An 18,025-nucleotide genomic window follows, 5' to 3' on the forward strand; every position below is an offset into this window, starting at 1 on the left:
TGGAAATTGATATAAGATAATATGTTTATATTATTTAAATTTCGTTACAACGACGCTAAAAAGTAAAAAAACGAACGCCCTACTACCGGAGCGTCCGCTTTGTCAACTTGTATTCTGTTATGCAATTAGATGTGCATTTCTTCGCACACGCGCTTACAATCTATTTCTTATGATCTGCGAAAGTACGACCTTTTTTCGTACGTTTACGATCACGATCGCGTTTGTCTGATCCACGACCTTTATAATTGCGGTTGTTACGTTTATTCTTATAACGATTATTGCGTTTATCGAACTTACCGCCTTTACGTGATGGCTTGCTGCCGCGTTTACGTGCTAGTGGTTTTTCAAATGTCAGTTGTACCTCTACATCGTCATTTGATTCAACGAGTTCTTGTAACATTGCAGCTGTTAACTCAATCGCACTGTACTCATCAAGTAATTGTTCAGCAATGCGTTCAAGACGTGGTTCTCTGTCACGTTCCATCCAGTTCTGTACTTTATCCTTAATATCTTTCTCACGAGCGCGTAAGACTTCTTTACGATGAGGTGGTCTTAAAGCACGCATTTGACGTTCATTCGTTTGTTCGATTTGACGAATGTAATCCATCTCGATTGGGTTAACGAATGTTACAGCGATACCTTCTTTGCCAGCACGACCTGTACGTCCGATGCGGTGTGTATAACTTTCAGTATCTTGTGGGATATCGAAGTTATAGACATGACTCACACCAGAAATGTCTAGTCCACGTGCCGCAACATCTGTCGCTACAAGAATATCAATCTGGTCATTTTTAAACTTCTTCAAGACTTCTAAACGTTTTGCTTGCGTGATGTCCCCGTGTAGCCCTTCTGCTTTGTAGCCTTTAGATAAAAGTGCACTCGTTAACTCGTCGACACGCCGCTTGGTACGACCAAAGACGATTGCTAAGTCTGGTCGATGAACGTCTAAGAAATTCGTAAACGTCTCAAATTTCTCAAGTTCTTTCACAATCGTATAGAATTCTTCGATTTGTGGATCTGATAATTCATTATTCATCGTCTTAACGATTTCAGGATTGTTCATAAATTGTTGAACAAGATTTTGAATCGCTTTAGGCATTGTTGCTGAGAATAACATCGTTTGACGTTGTTCTTTCGGAATCTTGTCCATAATAAATTTCATATCATCAATAAAGCCCATGTTCATCATTTCATCCGCTTCATCTAATACAAGCGTATGAATACCATTCGTTTTTAACGTACGACGGTTAAGATGATCAATGACACGTCCAGGCGTTCCTACAACGATTTGTGGGCGTTTCTTCAACGCTTTGATTTGTCTATCAATTGGCATACCACCAAATACAGTTACCACACGTACACGTTGTCCTTCACTAAATTCTCTCAATTGTTCAGCCACTTGCATAGCGAGCTCACGCGTAGGTGCTAGAATCAGTGCTTGTACACCATCACGTCCTACAACTTTCTCAATCAATGGAATACCAAATGCGCCGGTCTTACCAGTACCTGTTTGCGCTTGTCCTAATATATCTCGACCCTCAAGGGCGTAAGGGATGCTTTCCTGTTGAATCGGCGTAGGCTCTTCAAACCCCATATTGTGAAGGGTTTCTACTGTTTTGGCCGAGATCCCTAATTCTTTAAAGTTTTGCAATATAATTCTCCTTTATTTATCTGTATTACAATACAAATATGTTCACTTAATTTACTTCAACTTCTTAATATTACCACCTGGCTTACAGAATAGCAATCCTCCCAGATTGTATAGAAGATTGAAATTATTCTCGTCAATCACTTTTCAAGTTTCATAACTTCCTCTTACCCGCTCAACCAAAACAAAGCACTCAAAAGCATGATGCCTCTGAGTGCCTCCTCTATCTATATAAATCTTTTTTATCTTAGTCCTCTAATAACGCATTAACGACTTCTTCAAGTTTCATTCCACGAGACCCTTTTACAAGAACAACCGAACCTGGCTGAATGATGTTACGTAGCTCGTTTATCAACTCATCTTTATCGTCGAAGTGGTGATTCGTCTTCACGTATGACGTGCTCGCCTTCGCAATGGCTTGAGATTCCGCACCGAGCGTATAGACGACATCAATGTCTTTACGATGTGTGTGCTCGCCGACAGATGCATGCATCACTTCACTCATCTCGCCAAGCTCTAACATGTCACCCAGCACGAGAATCTTCTGCTCACCATCCATGTCAGCCACAGTATCAATCGCCGCACGCACACTTGTTGGACTTGCATTGTAAGCATCGTTAATCACGACTGTGCCGTCCGCTTTCTTATGTTGTTCCATACGCATCGCTGTGAGTTGAACTTGACTCAAATTACGGTGAATCGTTTCATAGTCAAGGTTCATCGCATGACCCACGGCAATCGCAATTGCAGCATTCTTCATGTTATGCGTACCGAGTATCGGTAGATCGTAGGCTTCTTTCTCGTTAATTGTAAAATGAATACCTGAATCTTCAACATCATTGAGCTGACATACATAATCGCATTCGTCACTTAAACCTATACTTAAACTGTCGAGTTGTTGAAGTTTCTGGACATGTGGTTTGAGTAGAGGTTCGTCACCATCATAAATAAATAAACCATTGTCTTTCATTCCTAGCACAATTTCTGCTTTCGCTTTAGCAATACCTTCACGTGAACCTAAATCTTGCATATGAGATTCACCAATATTTGTAATTACCCCGATATCAGGTTGCGCGAGTTGAGAAAGTGCCTCGATTTCATGGTAACCTGACATGCCCATTTCTAAAATAGAGACTTCGGTATCTTCATCTAACTGAAGAATAGTGAGTGGCATACCGATTTCGTTATTGTAATTACCTTGTGTCTTTTTAACTTTAAACTCTGGAGCTAAGACACTTTCAATCAAATCTTTCGTCGTCGTCTTACCATTTGAACCTGTGACTGCGATAACTTTAGGGTCAACGTGGCGAAGATAAGCTTGAGCGAGTTGTTGTAGTGCTTGTAATGTGTCTTCCACCCAGATGATAGGACCGTCAACTTCTTCAGTAAGTGCTGTATCTCTCTGATGGAAGCAAGCGCCTGCCCCATCATTCAACGCTTGGGGCACGAAACGGTGGCCGTCCACATTCTCTCCTTTGAAAGGAATGAATAACGTCCCTTGCTGTACATCGCGAGAATCAATCGTCACACCCTTAATTGAGCGATCTAAATAAGCGGCATCAATCTCGCAATCAATCCAATCTTGAACTTGTCTTAAACTTACTTCAATCATCGTTTATCGCCTCAGTCAATTTGATATTTATTCTTCTTCTTATCTTCATATTTCTCTTTCGCTAAAGAGATTAATTTCTCGATAAGGTCGGCATAAGATAAGCCCATGTTCTCCCATAAACTTGGGTACATGCTATATTGTGTAAATCCTGGCATCGCATTCGTTTCATTAATAAAAATCTGGTTGTCTTCTGTAACGAAGAAATCTGCGCGAAGTAACCCTGAACAATCTGTAGCTTTAAACGCTTCGACAGCCATGTCACGTAACGTTTGTTGGACGTCTTCATCGAGTTTCGCTGGGATTGAAAGTTCAATCTTACCATCTTGATATTTCGCTTTATAATCGTAGAAAGCCACATCTTTAAGTACTTCTCCTGGTAACGTCGTCTCAGGATAGTCATTTCCTAGTACAGCTACTTCCACTTCGCGTGCAGTAATACCTTGTTCAATTACCAATTTACGGTCAAATTGGAACGCTTCTTGGATGCCTTCAACGAGCTCTTCTTCATTGTTACATTTACTAATTCCTACGCTTGAACCTAAGTTGGCTGGCTTCACAAATACCGGAAATTGTAATTTATCGTTAACGAGTTTCAAGATATTAGAACGGTATTTTTCAAATTCGCTTCTGAGAAAGCTCACGTAAGGCAGTTGTGGTAAACCGCGATGCGCGAAGAGTTGTTTCATCACAAGTTTGTCCATTGAACTTGAAGCAGCAAGGACACCATTGCCTACATATGGAATATCTAACACTTCAAAGAGACCTTGAATCGTGCCATCTTCACCATTCGGTCCGTGCAATAGTGGAAAGACTGCACTATAAGGTTGGTCGTCGTGTGTCTCTAATAATAGACGTGAGAAATCGCCACTTTCGATATTTTGTAAATCAAGTTCGTCAGTACTTGAGATGGTTTCAGTAATATTTTCTTTCTTTTTCCAGTCACCTTCATTTGTTATGTAAATGATATCGACGTGATAGTGCGATTTGTCTATCGCATTGAGCACGTTTTGCGCAGTGAGCATAGATACGTCGTGTTCTGCGCTTTTCCCTCCATAGATGATACAAATATTTTCTTTAGCCATAACTTAGCCTCCATAATCAATTCTTAAACTACATCATATCACGTTTAGCATGTATGTTGCATTTACCAACTTGTCTAAATTATACAATATATTGTTTGTCGTTGAGTTGAGATTTTTAAAATTCTAGTTGTTCTTATACCCCTACTTCTAGCAAATTAATACAAAGTTCGATAAAATCAGGATATACTATTAACTTAGAAACTATCGAGCAATAAAGGGGTTCAATATGAATACGTCACGTCAAACGAAACATAATTCGTGGATTCAAAGAGTGGACTGGATTATCATTCTATTCCTCATCGTCTTTGCGCTGATCAGTGTGACCATCATCAGCTCTGCGATGGGCGGCGGTCAATACAGTGCAAACTTCAGTATTAGACAAATCTTATATTACATATTTGGGTTTATCATCGCCCTGTTCATCATGTTTATCTCACCTAAGAAGTTAATGAAATATACCTATTTAATGTACGGCATTCTATGTGCAATGCTCTTGTTGCTCATTGTTATGCCAGAAACACCCATCACACCAATCATCAATGGTGCGAAAAGTTGGTATGCGCTTGGTCCTGTCAGCATCCAACCTTCTGAATTTATGAAGATTATCTTAATTCTCGCGTTGGCGAAATTAATCACGCGACACCATAAATTTACTTTTAACAAGTCTATCGAGACCGATTTCAAACTTCTATTAAAAATCATTGGTCTCTCAATCATTCCGATGTTGCTCATTCTGTTACAAAATGACTTGGGGACAACGCTCGTACTCTGTGCGATTATCGCTGGTGTCTTGATTGTCAGCGGTATTACTTGGAAGATTCTTGCCCCTATCTTTATCACGGCTATCGTCGTGGGCGGAGGCATTATTCTTTCGATTATCTTCAAACCGTCGTTGATTGAGAACATGGTCGGAATCAAGACGTATCAACTCGGTCGTATCAACTCTTGGCTTGATCCGTATACTTATAGCAGTGGCGACGGTTATCACCTCACCGAATCTCTGAAAGCAATCGGTTCAGGTCAACTATTCGGTAAAGGATTCAACCACGGTGAAGTTTACATCCCTGAGAACCACACTGACTTTATCTTCTCAGTTGTAGGTGAAGAATTCGGATTCCTAGGAGCAGTCGTACTGTTGCTGCTATTCCTTGGATTTATCTTCTACCTTTCACGTTTAGCAGCGAACAATACATTTTCTTACAACAAGACTTTCATCATCGGTTATGCGACGTTAATTCTCTTCCATGTCCTACAGAACATTGGAATGACGATTCAACTCTTACCGATTACAGGTATTCCTCTTCCATTTATTAGCTATGGCGGTAGTTCACTGTGGAGTCTGATGGTCGGTGTCGGCGTCTTACTTTCAATTTCTTATCACATGCCGAAAGCTTATTCAGAAGCGAAGCCAAATAACTAAATCTATAGGTTAGTGAATGGTTAATATATTACAATGCTCACACTTAATCTTTATTAAACAGAGAAAAACCTCTCAATGTCTCACTCACATTGAGAGGTTTTTAGCGATTGAACAAGCTCTAGTTCCACGTATGTATCATACGTTCCCGTCCGGAAGCTAGACCTATAATTAAACGAAGCGATGTATCATATGTTGGTGCACGTCAGTAAACCTTACTAACTATAGCACGTGACAATTAAGCTATCGCTAGTGGCAACTAGAACTCATTATTAATGGTTCATTATGACGTTGCCAAATTATTTCAATTTGTTTGTTGCCTTTACTGTGGTAGGTAAAGTTTGCATCACTTCGAGACGTGATTTCGTCTTTTTAATGTTGACACCTAATGATGATAATAGTTTAACTACATTTTGAACTTTACTATTACGTTTCGTCATATCATCACTCCTCATTGTAACTCCTTACTTTCTATACTACCCCAATTCACTCCGGATTACTACATTATTTTTGGAAAAAATATTTTTCATTTAAATAATCGACAATTTTATGTATATAAGCAAGCTTTTTTCTAAACAACGAGGATGGTAAAAGAGAAGAAGTGTTGCCGCTAAAAGTGTGATTCAACTAGAGACTTAAGCGAGTAATTTACAACGTATATATGAATTTACCATTATTGCTCTCGGTATCCGCTCTTTATCTAGATTAATAAAGAATCGTATAACCTGCATCATAAATTTCTTTCTCAATCGCATTCAAATTCGCAGGCGTTTCAAAGGTAATCGTAATATCCCCTTTCGCACCATCAATATCTACCTCACTCACACCAATCATATCAGATAAGATGTGCTTTAATTCTTCGATTTGATCTTGCGTAGAAATCGTTTCTGTATACACGTGTTTAGTTTCCATCTATATCAACTCCTTTCTTACTTAATCTTTCATCAATTTCTGAAATGTGACGAGCAGTTCTTCCATCGCTTCCTCTTCTTCACCTTTATTCACTTTGTTCAGAATGCAACCTTTCATGTGATGGTCTAACAATTGCGTGGCAACACTATTTAACACTGAACGTGTCGCTCTAATTTGTGTGAGAACATCATCACAATAGACATCTTCATCAATCATGCGATTAATGGCTCTCACTTGTCCTTCAATCCGATTTAATCGAGACTTCAAATTTGCTTTGGTCTGTTCAGAATGATGCGCACGATCCATAACAATCCCCCCTAGTGATAATCTAATACGGAGCTATCGTATACCCCGTACCCGTATAAGTCAAGTGAACATCATAATATATCATGTTACAATAATATAGAACTTTTAGAAGATGTCTACAAACTGTTATATAAAGGAGGTTAAAGTATTGTTAGAGTTTATGTACAACGTGTTCCCATCGACCAACTTGATCATCAATATCGTCTTAATTAGCGCGTTTATATTAAACTTAGTGTTTGCCTTTACGATTATCTTTATGGAGCGTCGTCAAGCTGGTGCGATCTGGGCCTGGATCTTAGTTCTCGTCTTCCTGCCGTTAATTGGCTTTATTATTTATTTACTTTTCGGCCGACAGATTCAACGTAAGCATATTTTCAAGCTAGATAAAAAGGACGAAGTCGGACTTCAAATGATTATCAATGATCAACTTGAAGAGCTTCGTCGAGGTGATTTTTCTAAAAACAACCCGTCTATCGTTAAATTTAAAGATATGATTCAAATGTTGCTCTACAATAATGGGGCTTTCTTCACCAATGACAATCAAATCGATATCTATACGGATGGGCATGAGAAATTTGATGCGTTGCTGAAAGATATTTACGCCGCCAAACACTACATACATATTCAATATTATATCTTTAGAAATGACAATTTAGGTAAAAAGATTCTACAAGCTTTGGAAGATAAATTGGACGAAGGACTTGAAGTTAAGATGCTATATGATGATATGGGCTCCCGTGGCTTATCCGTCAAAGCATTCAAACGGTTCCGTCAAAAAGGCGGCGCAGTCGAAGCATTCTTTCCATCGAAATTACCGCTGATTAACTTGCGTATGAATAATCGAAACCATCGTAAAATTGTAGTGATTGATGGAACGATCGGCTACATTGGTGGTTTCAACGTCGGGGACGAATATCTCGGTAAGAAGAAACGTTTCGGCTATTGGCGTGACACGCATCTTCGTGTGACGGGCGATGCTGTAAACGCCCTGCAACTACGCTTTATGTTGGACTGGAATGCTCAATCTTTCCGCGATACGCTCAAGTACGATGAGCGCTACTTCCCTGATGTCGAATCTGGCGGAGACATCGGTATGCAGATTGCGTCGAGCGGTCCGGATGAATTCTGGGAACAAATTAAATATGGGTACTTAAAGATGATTTCAGCAGCGAAATATTCTATTTATATTCAAACACCCTATTTCATACCCGACCAAGCCTTTCTAGATGCGATTAAGATCGCAGCTTTAGGTGGTGTGAATGTTAATATTATGATCCCTAATAAGCCGGATCATCCCTTTGTTTATTGGGCGACTTACAATAACGTTGCATCTCTCATCGAAGCGGGCGTAAACATTTATCATTATGACAATGGCTTTCTCCACGCTAAGACGATGGTCATTGATGATGAGGTAGCAAGTGTAGGCACGACCAATATTGATCACCGTAGCTTTACGTTAAACTTTGAGATCAACGCCTTTATTTACGACCGTGATATAGCAACGCGTTTACGTCATATTTTTGAAAATGACATGAAAGTATCCTACCCTTTAACGAAAGATTTGTATCAACAGCGTAGTTTATGGATTAAATTTAAAGAAGGTATCGCTCAGTTGCTCTCACCTATTTTATAATGACAACGATTAAACATGAACGAACTTCAAAGGAGTTGAAACCTATACTATGGAAAAGACAGAACAAATTTGGCGTGCTGAGCAATATATGAAAGAAGTCCATCAATACGATGCCTCAGGACATGATGTTGCGCATGTCTATCGCGTAGTGAGTTTGGCGCTCTATCTCGCAGATCAAGAAGATGCGTCAGCGGATACGCATGTGATTCATTTGGCAGCTTTATTGCATGATACGGTGGATGAGAAACTATTTATAAAGCAGGATGCGCCTGAACAGCTTCAGCGTTTCTTAACTGAAATTGAATTGACTCACGCAGAAATTGAGAATATACGCCACATCATTCAATATATGAGTTATCGTGGCGGGCGCAATAATCATGTTACTTTATCACTCGAAGGACAAATTGTGAGAGATGCAGATCGATTGGATGCATTAGGTGCAATTGGCATTGCGCGTACGTTCCAATATGCAGGTCATAGTGGCGAAGCGATGTGGACGGGTGACGCGACTTTCGACCAATTAGAGCAAGCGTCTGAGGATGAAATACAATCCCTTTCTCCTTCTGCCATTCAACATTTTTATGAGAAATTGTTTAAGCTGCGTCATTTAATGCATACTAAAAGTGGTCGTACATTAGCGGAACAACGTCATCAGTTTATGAAACAGTTTGTAGAAACATTTCTGACTGAATGGAATTTCGATAAATCACAGTTGGATAAAAAGTGAATGAGGAATCAGAGCGAGAGTAATTGTATGTAGGTTATTCGGGGGCTTAAGGTAGCTTCAGTCCCCCTTCTTGCTTCTTCTTAGCACCAAAAAAAGTGGAATTTCGCTTGAAATTCCACTTTTTCTTTATCTCATATGCATTATTTTTTCTTTTTATTAGAAACAACTTGCGTATTTTTACCTTTTTTCTTGTTGTCAGCATTGTTTTTATTATAAGCATCAATCATAGGCTGTACTTCACGTTGCGCAACTTTAGAATAATGGATGTTTGCGATAAATGTTTGAATAACCAAGAATGCCGCACTGACTGACCAGTACAGACCTAATGCAGAAGATGAACTGTAAGAAATCCAGATAATCATAATTGGTGAAATGATCATCATCATGTAGCCCATTTGTTTCTGCTCTCTTGGCATACTCATACTTGAAACGTATGCTTGTAAGAAGTAAAGTACACCGGCAATAATTGTAATCCAAATGTCAGGTTTTGCAAGGTTGAACCATAAGAAGTGCGGATGTGCTGTAAAGCCACCGCCTGTTGGGTGATACTTCAGTACGAAGAATAAACTCATGATGATAGGCATTTGAATGATGATCGGTAGACAGCCCAACATGTTCTTCATTGGGTTCATGTCATATTTCTTATAAATTTCCATCATTTCTTGGTTTGCTGCCATCTTCTCTTCTTGCGTACGTGAACGTTTCACTTTCTCTTGAACTGCATCAATATCCGGCTTCGCAATCTTCATTTTTTCACGCATCATATGACTATTTTTATAGTTTGATAACATGAAAGGAAGTAAGACGATACGAACCGCTAATACAATGACGATGATCGCAAGACCATAGTTGTCATTAAAGTGCGTACCTAACCAGTGCAAGAGCTGATCCATTGGATGTACAAATGTATTGTAGAAAAAGCCATGTTGCTTTTCAGGTTTAGAATAATCACACCCTGCCAACAATAACATTGCACCTAACAAAGGTAGTAGCGCTTTTCTCTTCATTTTTCCACCTCTAACGATATATTCACACAAAGTTTATTCTATCATACAAGTATAGAAGTAGAAAACAAAAACTGGCGATTTACTGAGATTCTTTCGCACTTTGTAAGAAATTTGCAACAGTACCTCGAATGTCATTACTTTGCGCGATTGCAGAAATGACAGAAACGCCGTCAGCACCTGCTTTGAAGCAGTCTTGGGCATTGTTAGTCGTAATACCGCCAATAGCGACAATGGGTAAGTTGCCTACATATTCTCGAAGTGTTGGAATCATATCTGGTCCCACCGGTGCATTGGCATCATCTTTCGATTGCGTCGCATACATCGGACCGACACCAATATAATCCACATGCGTCAAATCAGAATGCTGATATTCTTCAACATTGCCAACGCTTAAACCGATGATTTTATCTTCAAATTCAGAAGCAAATTCTGCCACTGCTGCGTCGTCCTGACCCACATGAACACCATCAGCGTCAATAGCTTTAGCAAGCTCAATATCATCATTGACGATAAAAGGGACGTCATATTGATGACAGAGCGCCAGGAGTTCTTCGGCAAGTTGACGTTTATCCGCACCTCGTAGTGCTGTCGGTCCTTTTTCACGAAATTGATATAAAGTAATCCCTGCTTCAAGCGCATCTTTCAACACTTCATGAATCATACGCTCACTCTTAATATCTTGTGTACCGCAAATAAAATAAACTTTTAAATCCGTAGCTTTAAACATTATGACACCTCTGTCACTTGCTGACACTGTTCAAGATCTTTAATTGAGACATGAGATAAACGATCGATAAAGTGCATTTTAAAAGTACCTGGACCTGCACCATTCGCTAATGACTCCGCTTGTTCTGCCGCAATGTTGAATGCACTCACTGCCTCTATTAAACATTCCGCATCAGGGTGGCGATCACGTTGTAAGAAACTTGCGATGACCGCGCCGAGCAAGCAACCTGCACCTGTCACTTTCGCGAGTAATGGCGAACCATTCGCTAACTCGAAACAACGCCCCTCTTGAACCACTACATCTTTCTCACCTGTGATCAAAATCGCTGTGTGGAATTTGTCGTATGCTTTCTTAGCGATATCCACAGCATCTAAATCATCTGCGCTATCTGTTCCTTTCATCGTCGTGTCAGAATCAAGAAGCGTCAGAATTTCTGAAGCGTTTCCTTTAATGACTGTTGGACGAACCACTTTCAAGAATTTGCTGCAATAGGACTTACGAAACTTCGAAGCCCCTACTGCAACGGGATCAAAGACAATCGGACAGTCTTTCGATTGCGCGGTGTGAGCAATCGCTAACATGTCCTCACCGCGCGCTTGCGTTACTGTTCCAATGTTAATTAACAAAGCGCCTGCCACTTGAGCGAAAGCATCTGATTCTTCTGGCGCCTCACTCATAGCAGGACTCGCACCTATACTCAATAATCCATTTGCTGTAAAGTTCTTCACCACATCATTCGTGTAGCACACAGTTAATGGATTATTCTCTCGTAATTGATCTAACTTACTCATCATCTAAGCCTTCTTTCTTCATGTACGCGAAATGATTTACTGGGCCGCGTCCTTGCCCAATTTCTGGCGTATACTTAATGCTCAAGGCAATAAAGTCTTTCGCTTTCTTCACAGCTTCGTATATCGTACGCCCCTTTGCAAGTTCTGCAGCAATCACTGCTGAGAAAGTACAACCTGTGCCGTGTGTATGTTTCGTATTATAACGCGGTGATTCAAACGTGTAGACATCATCGCGAGTGAATAAATAGTCTTTCGCATGCGTACGACTTGTCGCATGTCCACCTTTGATTACGACACCCTTACTGCCAATTTCATCTATAAAGATGTGTCCCGCTTTGTAGACATCATCTTCAGATTCAATCTTCATCCCCACGATTTCTTCCGCTTCAGGTAAGTTCGGTGTCGCTACATCTGCGAGTGGTAGTAAAATGTTCTGTAAATTGCCTTTCGCTTGATCATCCATTAATGAGTCGCCACTTTTAGCCAACATCACAGGATCAATCACGTAAGGAATATCAGGATAACGCTCTAAATATTGACGAATTAATTTCATCATATCTTCTGACGCAATCATCCCTGTCTTGATTGCATGTGGAAGCTCATCGTCAAAAACGCTATCTAACTGTTCTTGAAGCCAGTCCAGCTCGAGGTTATGAATATGTTGAACCCCCATTGTGTTCTGAGCGACGATACTCGTAATCGCCGCCATTCCGTATACGCTACAAGAATGGAAAGATTTCAAATCTGCCATGACTCCTGCGCCGCCTGTAGGATCTGTACCTGCTATCGTTAAAGCAATCTTAGGCTTATTCATGCGTTTGACCTCCATAGTTCCACGCTTCTTGGTTGTAAGACATACCGAAGAAATTGCGTTCGTGAATTGTACTTTGTAAGAAACTTTCTTTCACTTCTTGACGTTCTTTGTCATCCATATCGGCAGTTAATTGATCCATTAATTTATCCATCACATCGACTAAGTCATCCATTTCTGTACTGTAGAACTCAAACCATTTCGCTAATACAGAATCACGATTGAGTGCATTGTCATTAAGCGCTCTCTTCGCAATGACTTGATAAACGTATGGACATGGTGCCATCGCTGCTATCGTATGGGCTGCGTTCTCTTTCGCATAAGCATTGTAATACATATGTTTGATGTAGTGATCGCCGCTCGGTGGCCAAACCTTTTCAGTCACAATCTCTTCGTAAGGTTTGTTCACGTAATCCGCTAAGATTTCATGCGCTTCAACTTCGCCATCCACGATAAATTGAATCTGTTCAACGAGGAATTTCACTTCGTCGAGACTTGGCACTTTAGGTATGAGTAATGCATAGATATTCGCAAACTCACGTAAGTAAGATGCGTCAGCTTTGAGATAGAAATAAACCGCTTCATTAGGCAATTTGCCGTGTAACATATCTTGGATAAAAGGATCGTTGTAAATGTCCTCGATAATAGGTTGTGATGCTTCTTTCAATTCTTCGGAAAACTTCATCATTATGCCTCCTAATAAAAAACTACATTCCAACGTAGGAATGTAGTTTTAGACAGAAACATATTGATATTAAGGCTAAAATACTACTTTCCTACGTTGGTACTAACCAATTCAGGTTATAAGGGTCTGACATACCGTCATCTCAGCTTACTAGCTCCCCTAGTAGTTTAATGATTTATTTGATTTAAACATAACAGATTTAGCCTTGTGGTGCAAAAGAATGCGTTGCAATTTCAATATGAACTATTATCTTATTGTTGTTCTTGTTTATGCACTTCAGTCAATTTGTCGATAATCGCTTGAGCTAAAGCTTGACTACCATCATATGCGAAATATTCCGTATGGTTCGCAGATTTCGCATACCAGTCGACCACATGTACATTTTTATACCGTTTCTCAGCGGCGTGAATCTCGCTGTTTACATGGTTCTGATAATCTCTAGGCACACGTGTGGTCACTAGATAAATATTCGCATCTTTCAAAGTGCCGATGAGCTCATCGAGTTGTTCTTTCGTAAAGTCGCCGTTCGTACCGAGTTCAAGAACAACGTCTTGTTTCGGTGAATTATAGTTACTATACGAACCTTGGACGAGTGGTTTCGCTTCAATGAGTTGACGCCCTACTTTACCGTCGATCACTGCTTTCGGTACTTTATCTTGGAAGACTTGACCGATATCCACCATTACGGAATCACCAATTAACAATGGTTCAATCTTCTTCAAATCGAGTTTCTTCGTATCTTTATTAATCTTCGGACCTGTCGTTGGTTGATGTTGATGCAGCTTTTTCTTGTTACTGCTAAATGATGTTTGTTTCTTCTCGTGGTGTTTAGAAGCAAGTGAGTCGAAACGTCCAGTATAGAGTAAGGCAATCGAAGCTACGAAGACGAGTAAAATAAGCCCACGTCCGAAGCGTTTGATTTTAATTGGATTAATAGAGAAAGCCTTCCAACCTTTGCGGCGAATCGGATTCTCTATACAATGATAAGATAGTTCTGTCATCGCTAACATGAGCGCGATATCAATCATATAGGCATACCATGGGATTTGTCCGGCTACAAAATGCTTGTGCGTAAATACGATGACTAGGAAATGCCACAAGTAGAGGCTGTAAGACCTTTTACCAATATAGACAAAGAGTGGATTACCCATCACTTTCGCAAAGTTACCTGAAGGATGCACTGCACTCGCAATGACCAACAACGTGAGTAGTGAAATCGCGTAGAATCCGCCGTGATAAAGCCAACTACTCTCATATTTTACCACGACGAAGAGCACGAGCAGAACCACTGTGCTGACTAAACCTATGATATCAATGCTCGACTTTAGACCTTTGGAAATATCTTTCTTGAGACTAAAAGGCGGCCATAAAAAAGCTAAAAGCGAACCTAATAGCAACGTTTGAAGACGCGTATCCGTACCGAAGTAAACGCGCGAAATATCGTGATGAAGATGGAACAATATCGCCATCGTCAACATCGACACTAAAGAGATAATGAAGAGCATTGACATGACGAGTTTCTTATTATTCAACTTTAACAATAAATAAAGAATGATTGGATAGAAAACATAATATTGTTCTTCAATCGCTAAGGACCATAAATGCTTAAACGGCGCTATCTTGAACTGATCAAAGTAATCTAAATGTTGGAAGATATACCACCAGTTCGACACGTAGAACAACGCAGCTAAGACATCTTTCTTCGTTTCAGTGATAATACTCGGTTCAAATATCAATATATAAATGAGCGTAATCACGATAAGGAAGAATAGTGCAGGTATCAACCTCTTAAAGCGTCGTAACCAGAATTGTCCAAGATTAATACCTTGATTGAGATAATACTCTGAGACGAGCAACGAGGTAATCAGATATCCCGATATGACGAAGAACGTGTCTACACCGAGAAAGCCACCCGTCAGCCATTGACTATTGAGATGATAAATAATGATGGCTAGTACAGCGACAGCCCTAAAGCCATCAAGACCTGGCATATATTTAGGTTTATACAATTTATGCGTACGTTTCATTTCATGATTTGTATTCATGCTGTCATCTTTCCTTCTTATTATGTATATCGAGTCGGTAGTGCTGGAGTTCAATGGAAATCGGAAATCTTTATGTGCGTAGTGGTGGTTCGTGCGAATTTGTGTAAGTTATTTACCGAATTAGGACGTGTGATGCCCCCTAGTCGATGTGATTAAATAACAAAGTTATAGAAGTAAACTGATTCTTAAATTCACATTCTTGTTATATATTTTTAGATTAAAATGCAATTAAAAATTATTCCATACTTTCGCCTCGCATGTCTTATAAGAAAATTAAAGAATAGATTTATTTTAGCATACTTTGAAGTGTAGGAGTAGAGACTTAAGAGGAAAATTTTTACGGAGAATTAATGATTAAGAGAGAAATTCAATAAACCGAAAGAATAAAACAAAGAGCAGGACTAAAAACCTTTATAGATTAAAGTCCTGCTCTTATACTCACTTATTTATTATGTTCTTCAACCAATCGACGTGTGATTAGATCTGTCAATGCTTTACTTCCCTCGTATTCTAAATGAATACCATCGTAAGCGAAATAGTCCTTATGTCCTTCTGATTCTTTATACCAATCAATCACATGAACATTTTTATGCTTTTTCTCAGCTTTATGCATTTCTTTATTCACATGATCTTGATAATCTCTTGGCACTCTGACAGTAACGAGATAGATATTTGCGTCATTAAAGTTTTTAATCAATTCTTCTAATTGATCCTTAGTAAAGTCACCATTCGTACCGAGTTCGAGCACTACGTCTTTATCTTTGTTAGTGTAATCTTGATATTTATCTGTCGCTAAAGCATTGGCTTCAGTTAATTGGCGTCCTACTTTACCATCAATTGTCGCATTAGGCACTTTATCTTGGAAGACTTTTCCGATATCCACCATGACTGAGTCACCCACGAGTAACGGTTCTAAATCTTTTGCCTCAGTCTTATCTTGCCCGTCCTCTGAATCTTTCTGATCATCCTTGTCTTGATTGTCATCTTTTTTATCGTCTGAAGCTTTTTTGTCAGAATCAGAAGATTTTTTAGGCGAATTAAATGACGGTTGTTTCTTCTCTTCATGAGATTTAGCCCAACTATCAAAGTTACCGTTGTATAGTAAAATAGTTGGAATAATTAAAATCACTAATAAGCCTAATCTACCAAATTTCTTGAATTTAGCCGGCATAAATGAGAATGCCTTAAAACCTTTTTTACGAATAGGTCGTTCAATGTAGTGATATGATAACTCAGTTAACGCTAACATGAGTACAATATCAATAATATAAGCATAAAATGGAAGTTGACCTGCTACGAAATGTTTATGTACGAACACGATGACAGGATAATGCCATAAATATAAACTGTAAGATCTTTTACCTATATATACGAAAAGTGGATTTCCCATTAATTTAGCAAACATTCCACTTGGATGTACGGAACTTGCGATAACAAATAAAGTCATAAATGAAATGGCATAAAAACCACCATTATACAGCCATTTATCTTCAGAATTAAGGAAAATAAGTAAGCAAACTAATACGAGTCCTCCTACAATTCCAATCGTATCAATTAACAGTTTCAATTTAACCGAAATCTTTTTCTTTAGACTAAAAGGTGGCCACATAAACGCTAATAATGCACCTAGTAATAGGGTCTGAAGACGTGTATCAGTGCCAAAGTAAACTCTTGACGTATCATGTCCTGATAGATTTAGGAAAATCATCAGTTCGAGCGATACTAACGACACGAAAAATAAGATGATAAACGTGATCTTCTTATTTGTAAATTTCAAAAGTAAAAATAAGAAGATAGGATAAATCAAATAGAATTGTTCTTCAATCGCTAATGACCATAAATGCTTTAAGGGCGCAATTTGGAATTGGTCAAAGTAATCTACATTTTGGAAGATATACCACCAATTCGATACATAGAAGAACGCTGCAATGATATCTTTCTTTATATCAAAGATAATCTTTGGTTCAAAAATCACTGTATATAATAAGACAATTCCTAGTAAAAATAACAAGGCGGGTATGAGTCTTTTTATACGACGCTTCCAGAATTCGAATAAATCAATCGTACCATCTCTGTAAAATTCGGCTACTAATAACGCTGTAATGAGATAACCAGATATAACGAAGAAAGTATCTACTCCGAGAAAACCACCAGGTAACCATTGCGCATTTAAATGAAATATAATGATAGCGATTACAGCAACAGCTCTAAAGCCATCTAATCCTGGCATGTACCTCGGTTTTAAGTACTTATTCACTCTCTTAAAATCATTATCATTCATTTGTATTCCACCCCTATTATGTATCTGACATCAAGCATCATTCTGTCTATAAGTACTTTAAATTAATTTTTAGCTCTTTCTAGTAGATCTAATTTTATTAAATTTTTTAATGGTTACGTTTTTTCTCCGAGATGCCAATTGCACTTCACAATATTCATTTTTACTGTAAAACATAGTTTTTTAATTCATTTCAAAAGTAATATAGTTAATTATAAAAAGGAATAATTACTCTAAAGATTTAATTTTCACCTAATAGATATCCCTCGTCTTCCCAATTTTGTAGTTAATTTCAATAAAATAAGTTTTTAGCAAACAGATTTAATAACAATCACCTTATATAT

At 38.8% G+C, this 18,025-nt stretch carries 16 protein-coding genes and 1 riboswitch; of the genes, 3 read left to right on the forward strand and 13 right to left on the reverse strand.

Features of this window, described 5'->3' with window-relative positions; genetic code table 11:
- Positions 1 to 160: 160 nt before the first annotated feature.
- The 3 genes from HMPREF2802_RS10960 to HMPREF2802_RS10970 all read right to left on the reverse strand — a co-directional run bounded on the left by HMPREF2802_RS10960 (position 161) and on the right by HMPREF2802_RS10970 (position 4,342).
- Entirely contained in the window at positions 161 to 1,651 is a 1,491-nt protein-coding gene (locus HMPREF2802_RS10960) for a degradosome RNA helicase CshA (protein WP_049405737.1), read from the reverse strand.
- 244 nt (positions 1,652 to 1,895) lie between these two features.
- Complete coding sequence (gene murF / locus HMPREF2802_RS10965; protein ID WP_070504639.1) at positions 1,896 to 3,260, reverse strand: UDP-N-acetylmuramoyl-tripeptide--D-alanyl-D-alanine ligase; 1,365 nt, start codon at positions 3,258 to 3,260, stop codon at positions 1,896 to 1,898.
- Positions 3,261 to 3,271: 11 nt separating this feature from the next.
- A complete protein-coding gene (locus tag HMPREF2802_RS10970) occupies positions 3,272 to 4,342 on the reverse strand; it encodes a D-alanine--D-alanine ligase (RefSeq protein WP_070504642.1) in 1,071 nt (356 codons plus the stop codon).
- A 226-nt stretch (positions 4,343 to 4,568) separates the two neighbouring features.
- On the opposite strand from HMPREF2802_RS10970, the gene HMPREF2802_RS10975 reads away from it, so the two are divergent.
- Entirely contained in the window at positions 4,569 to 5,762 is a 1,194-nt protein-coding gene (locus HMPREF2802_RS10975) for an FtsW/RodA/SpoVE family cell cycle protein (protein WP_070504645.1), read from the forward strand.
- Between the two features lie 296 nt (positions 5,763 to 6,058).
- Here HMPREF2802_RS10975 and HMPREF2802_RS12065 read toward each other — a convergent pair whose 3' ends face one another.
- The 3 genes from HMPREF2802_RS12065 to csoR form a co-directional block, all read right to left on the reverse strand.
- Entirely contained in the window at positions 6,059 to 6,199 is a 141-nt protein-coding gene (locus HMPREF2802_RS12065) for an Lmo0850 family protein (protein ID WP_088606361.1), read from the reverse strand.
- A 265-nt stretch (positions 6,200 to 6,464) separates the two neighbouring features.
- Positions 6,465 to 6,671, reverse strand: coding sequence for a putative copper chaperone CsoZ (locus HMPREF2802_RS10980; protein ID WP_070504648.1), 207 nt, complete (start codon positions 6,669 to 6,671; stop codon positions 6,465 to 6,467).
- Positions 6,672 to 6,692: 21 nt separating this feature from the next.
- Positions 6,693 to 6,977, reverse strand: coding sequence for a copper-sensing transcriptional repressor CsoR (gene csoR / locus HMPREF2802_RS10985; RefSeq protein ID WP_070504651.1), 285 nt, complete (start codon positions 6,975 to 6,977; stop codon positions 6,693 to 6,695).
- A 160-nt stretch (positions 6,978 to 7,137) separates the two neighbouring features.
- On the opposite strand from csoR, the gene cls reads away from it, so the two are divergent.
- Positions 7,138 to 8,610, forward strand: a complete 1,473-nt coding sequence (gene cls / locus HMPREF2802_RS10990) for a cardiolipin synthase (RefSeq protein WP_088606653.1) — start codon at positions 7,138 to 7,140, stop codon at positions 8,608 to 8,610.
- A gap of 49 nt (positions 8,611 to 8,659) precedes the next feature.
- The gene (locus HMPREF2802_RS10995; RefSeq protein ID WP_070504655.1) at positions 8,660 to 9,337 is read left to right on the forward strand and encodes an HD domain-containing protein; all 678 of its coding nucleotides are present in this window, start codon (positions 8,660 to 8,662) and stop codon (positions 9,335 to 9,337) included.
- 140 nt (positions 9,338 to 9,477) lie between these two features.
- On the opposite strand, the gene yidC is transcribed toward HMPREF2802_RS10995, so the two are convergent.
- From yidC to HMPREF2802_RS11030, 7 genes are all read right to left on the reverse strand, one after another.
- Complete coding sequence (yidC, locus tag HMPREF2802_RS11000; RefSeq protein WP_049405723.1) at positions 9,478 to 10,344, reverse strand: membrane protein insertase YidC; 867 nt, start codon at positions 10,342 to 10,344, stop codon at positions 9,478 to 9,480.
- Between the two features lie 79 nt (positions 10,345 to 10,423).
- Positions 10,424 to 11,071, reverse strand: a complete 648-nt coding sequence (gene thiE / locus HMPREF2802_RS11005; RefSeq protein WP_070504658.1) for a thiamine phosphate synthase — start codon at positions 11,069 to 11,071, stop codon at positions 10,424 to 10,426.
- On the reverse strand, positions 11,071 to 11,862 hold the full coding sequence (gene thiM, locus HMPREF2802_RS11010) for a hydroxyethylthiazole kinase (RefSeq protein ID WP_070504661.1): 792 nt from the start codon (positions 11,860 to 11,862) through the stop codon (positions 11,071 to 11,073). Before thiM ends, thiE begins: the two co-directional genes overlap by 1 nt.
- On the reverse strand, positions 11,855 to 12,676 hold the full coding sequence (gene thiD, locus HMPREF2802_RS11015) for a bifunctional hydroxymethylpyrimidine kinase/phosphomethylpyrimidine kinase (protein ID WP_070504664.1): 822 nt from the start codon (positions 12,674 to 12,676) through the stop codon (positions 11,855 to 11,857). Before thiD ends, thiM begins: the two co-directional genes overlap by 8 nt.
- Complete coding sequence (gene tenA, locus HMPREF2802_RS11020; protein WP_040806042.1) at positions 12,669 to 13,358, reverse strand: thiaminase II; 690 nt, start codon at positions 13,356 to 13,358, stop codon at positions 12,669 to 12,671. Before tenA ends, thiD begins: the two co-directional genes overlap by 8 nt.
- 71 nt (positions 13,359 to 13,429) lie before the next feature.
- Positions 13,430 to 13,529, reverse strand: a riboswitch (TPP riboswitch).
- 80 nt (positions 13,530 to 13,609) lie between these two features.
- Positions 13,610 to 15,403, reverse strand: a complete 1,794-nt coding sequence (locus tag HMPREF2802_RS11025; RefSeq protein WP_070504667.1) for an acyltransferase family protein — start codon at positions 15,401 to 15,403, stop codon at positions 13,610 to 13,612.
- Positions 15,404 to 15,845: 442 nt separating this feature from the next.
- Positions 15,846 to 17,684 (reverse strand): acyltransferase family protein, encoded by a 1,839-nt coding sequence (locus tag HMPREF2802_RS11030; protein WP_070504669.1) that lies wholly within the window; start codon positions 17,682 to 17,684, stop codon positions 15,846 to 15,848.
- Between the last annotated feature and the right edge of the window lie 341 nt (positions 17,685 to 18,025).

It is taken from the genome of Staphylococcus sp. HMSC071G07 (assembly GCF_001811435.1).
Lineage (GTDB): Bacteria > Bacillota > Bacilli > Staphylococcales > Staphylococcaceae > Staphylococcus > Staphylococcus pettenkoferi.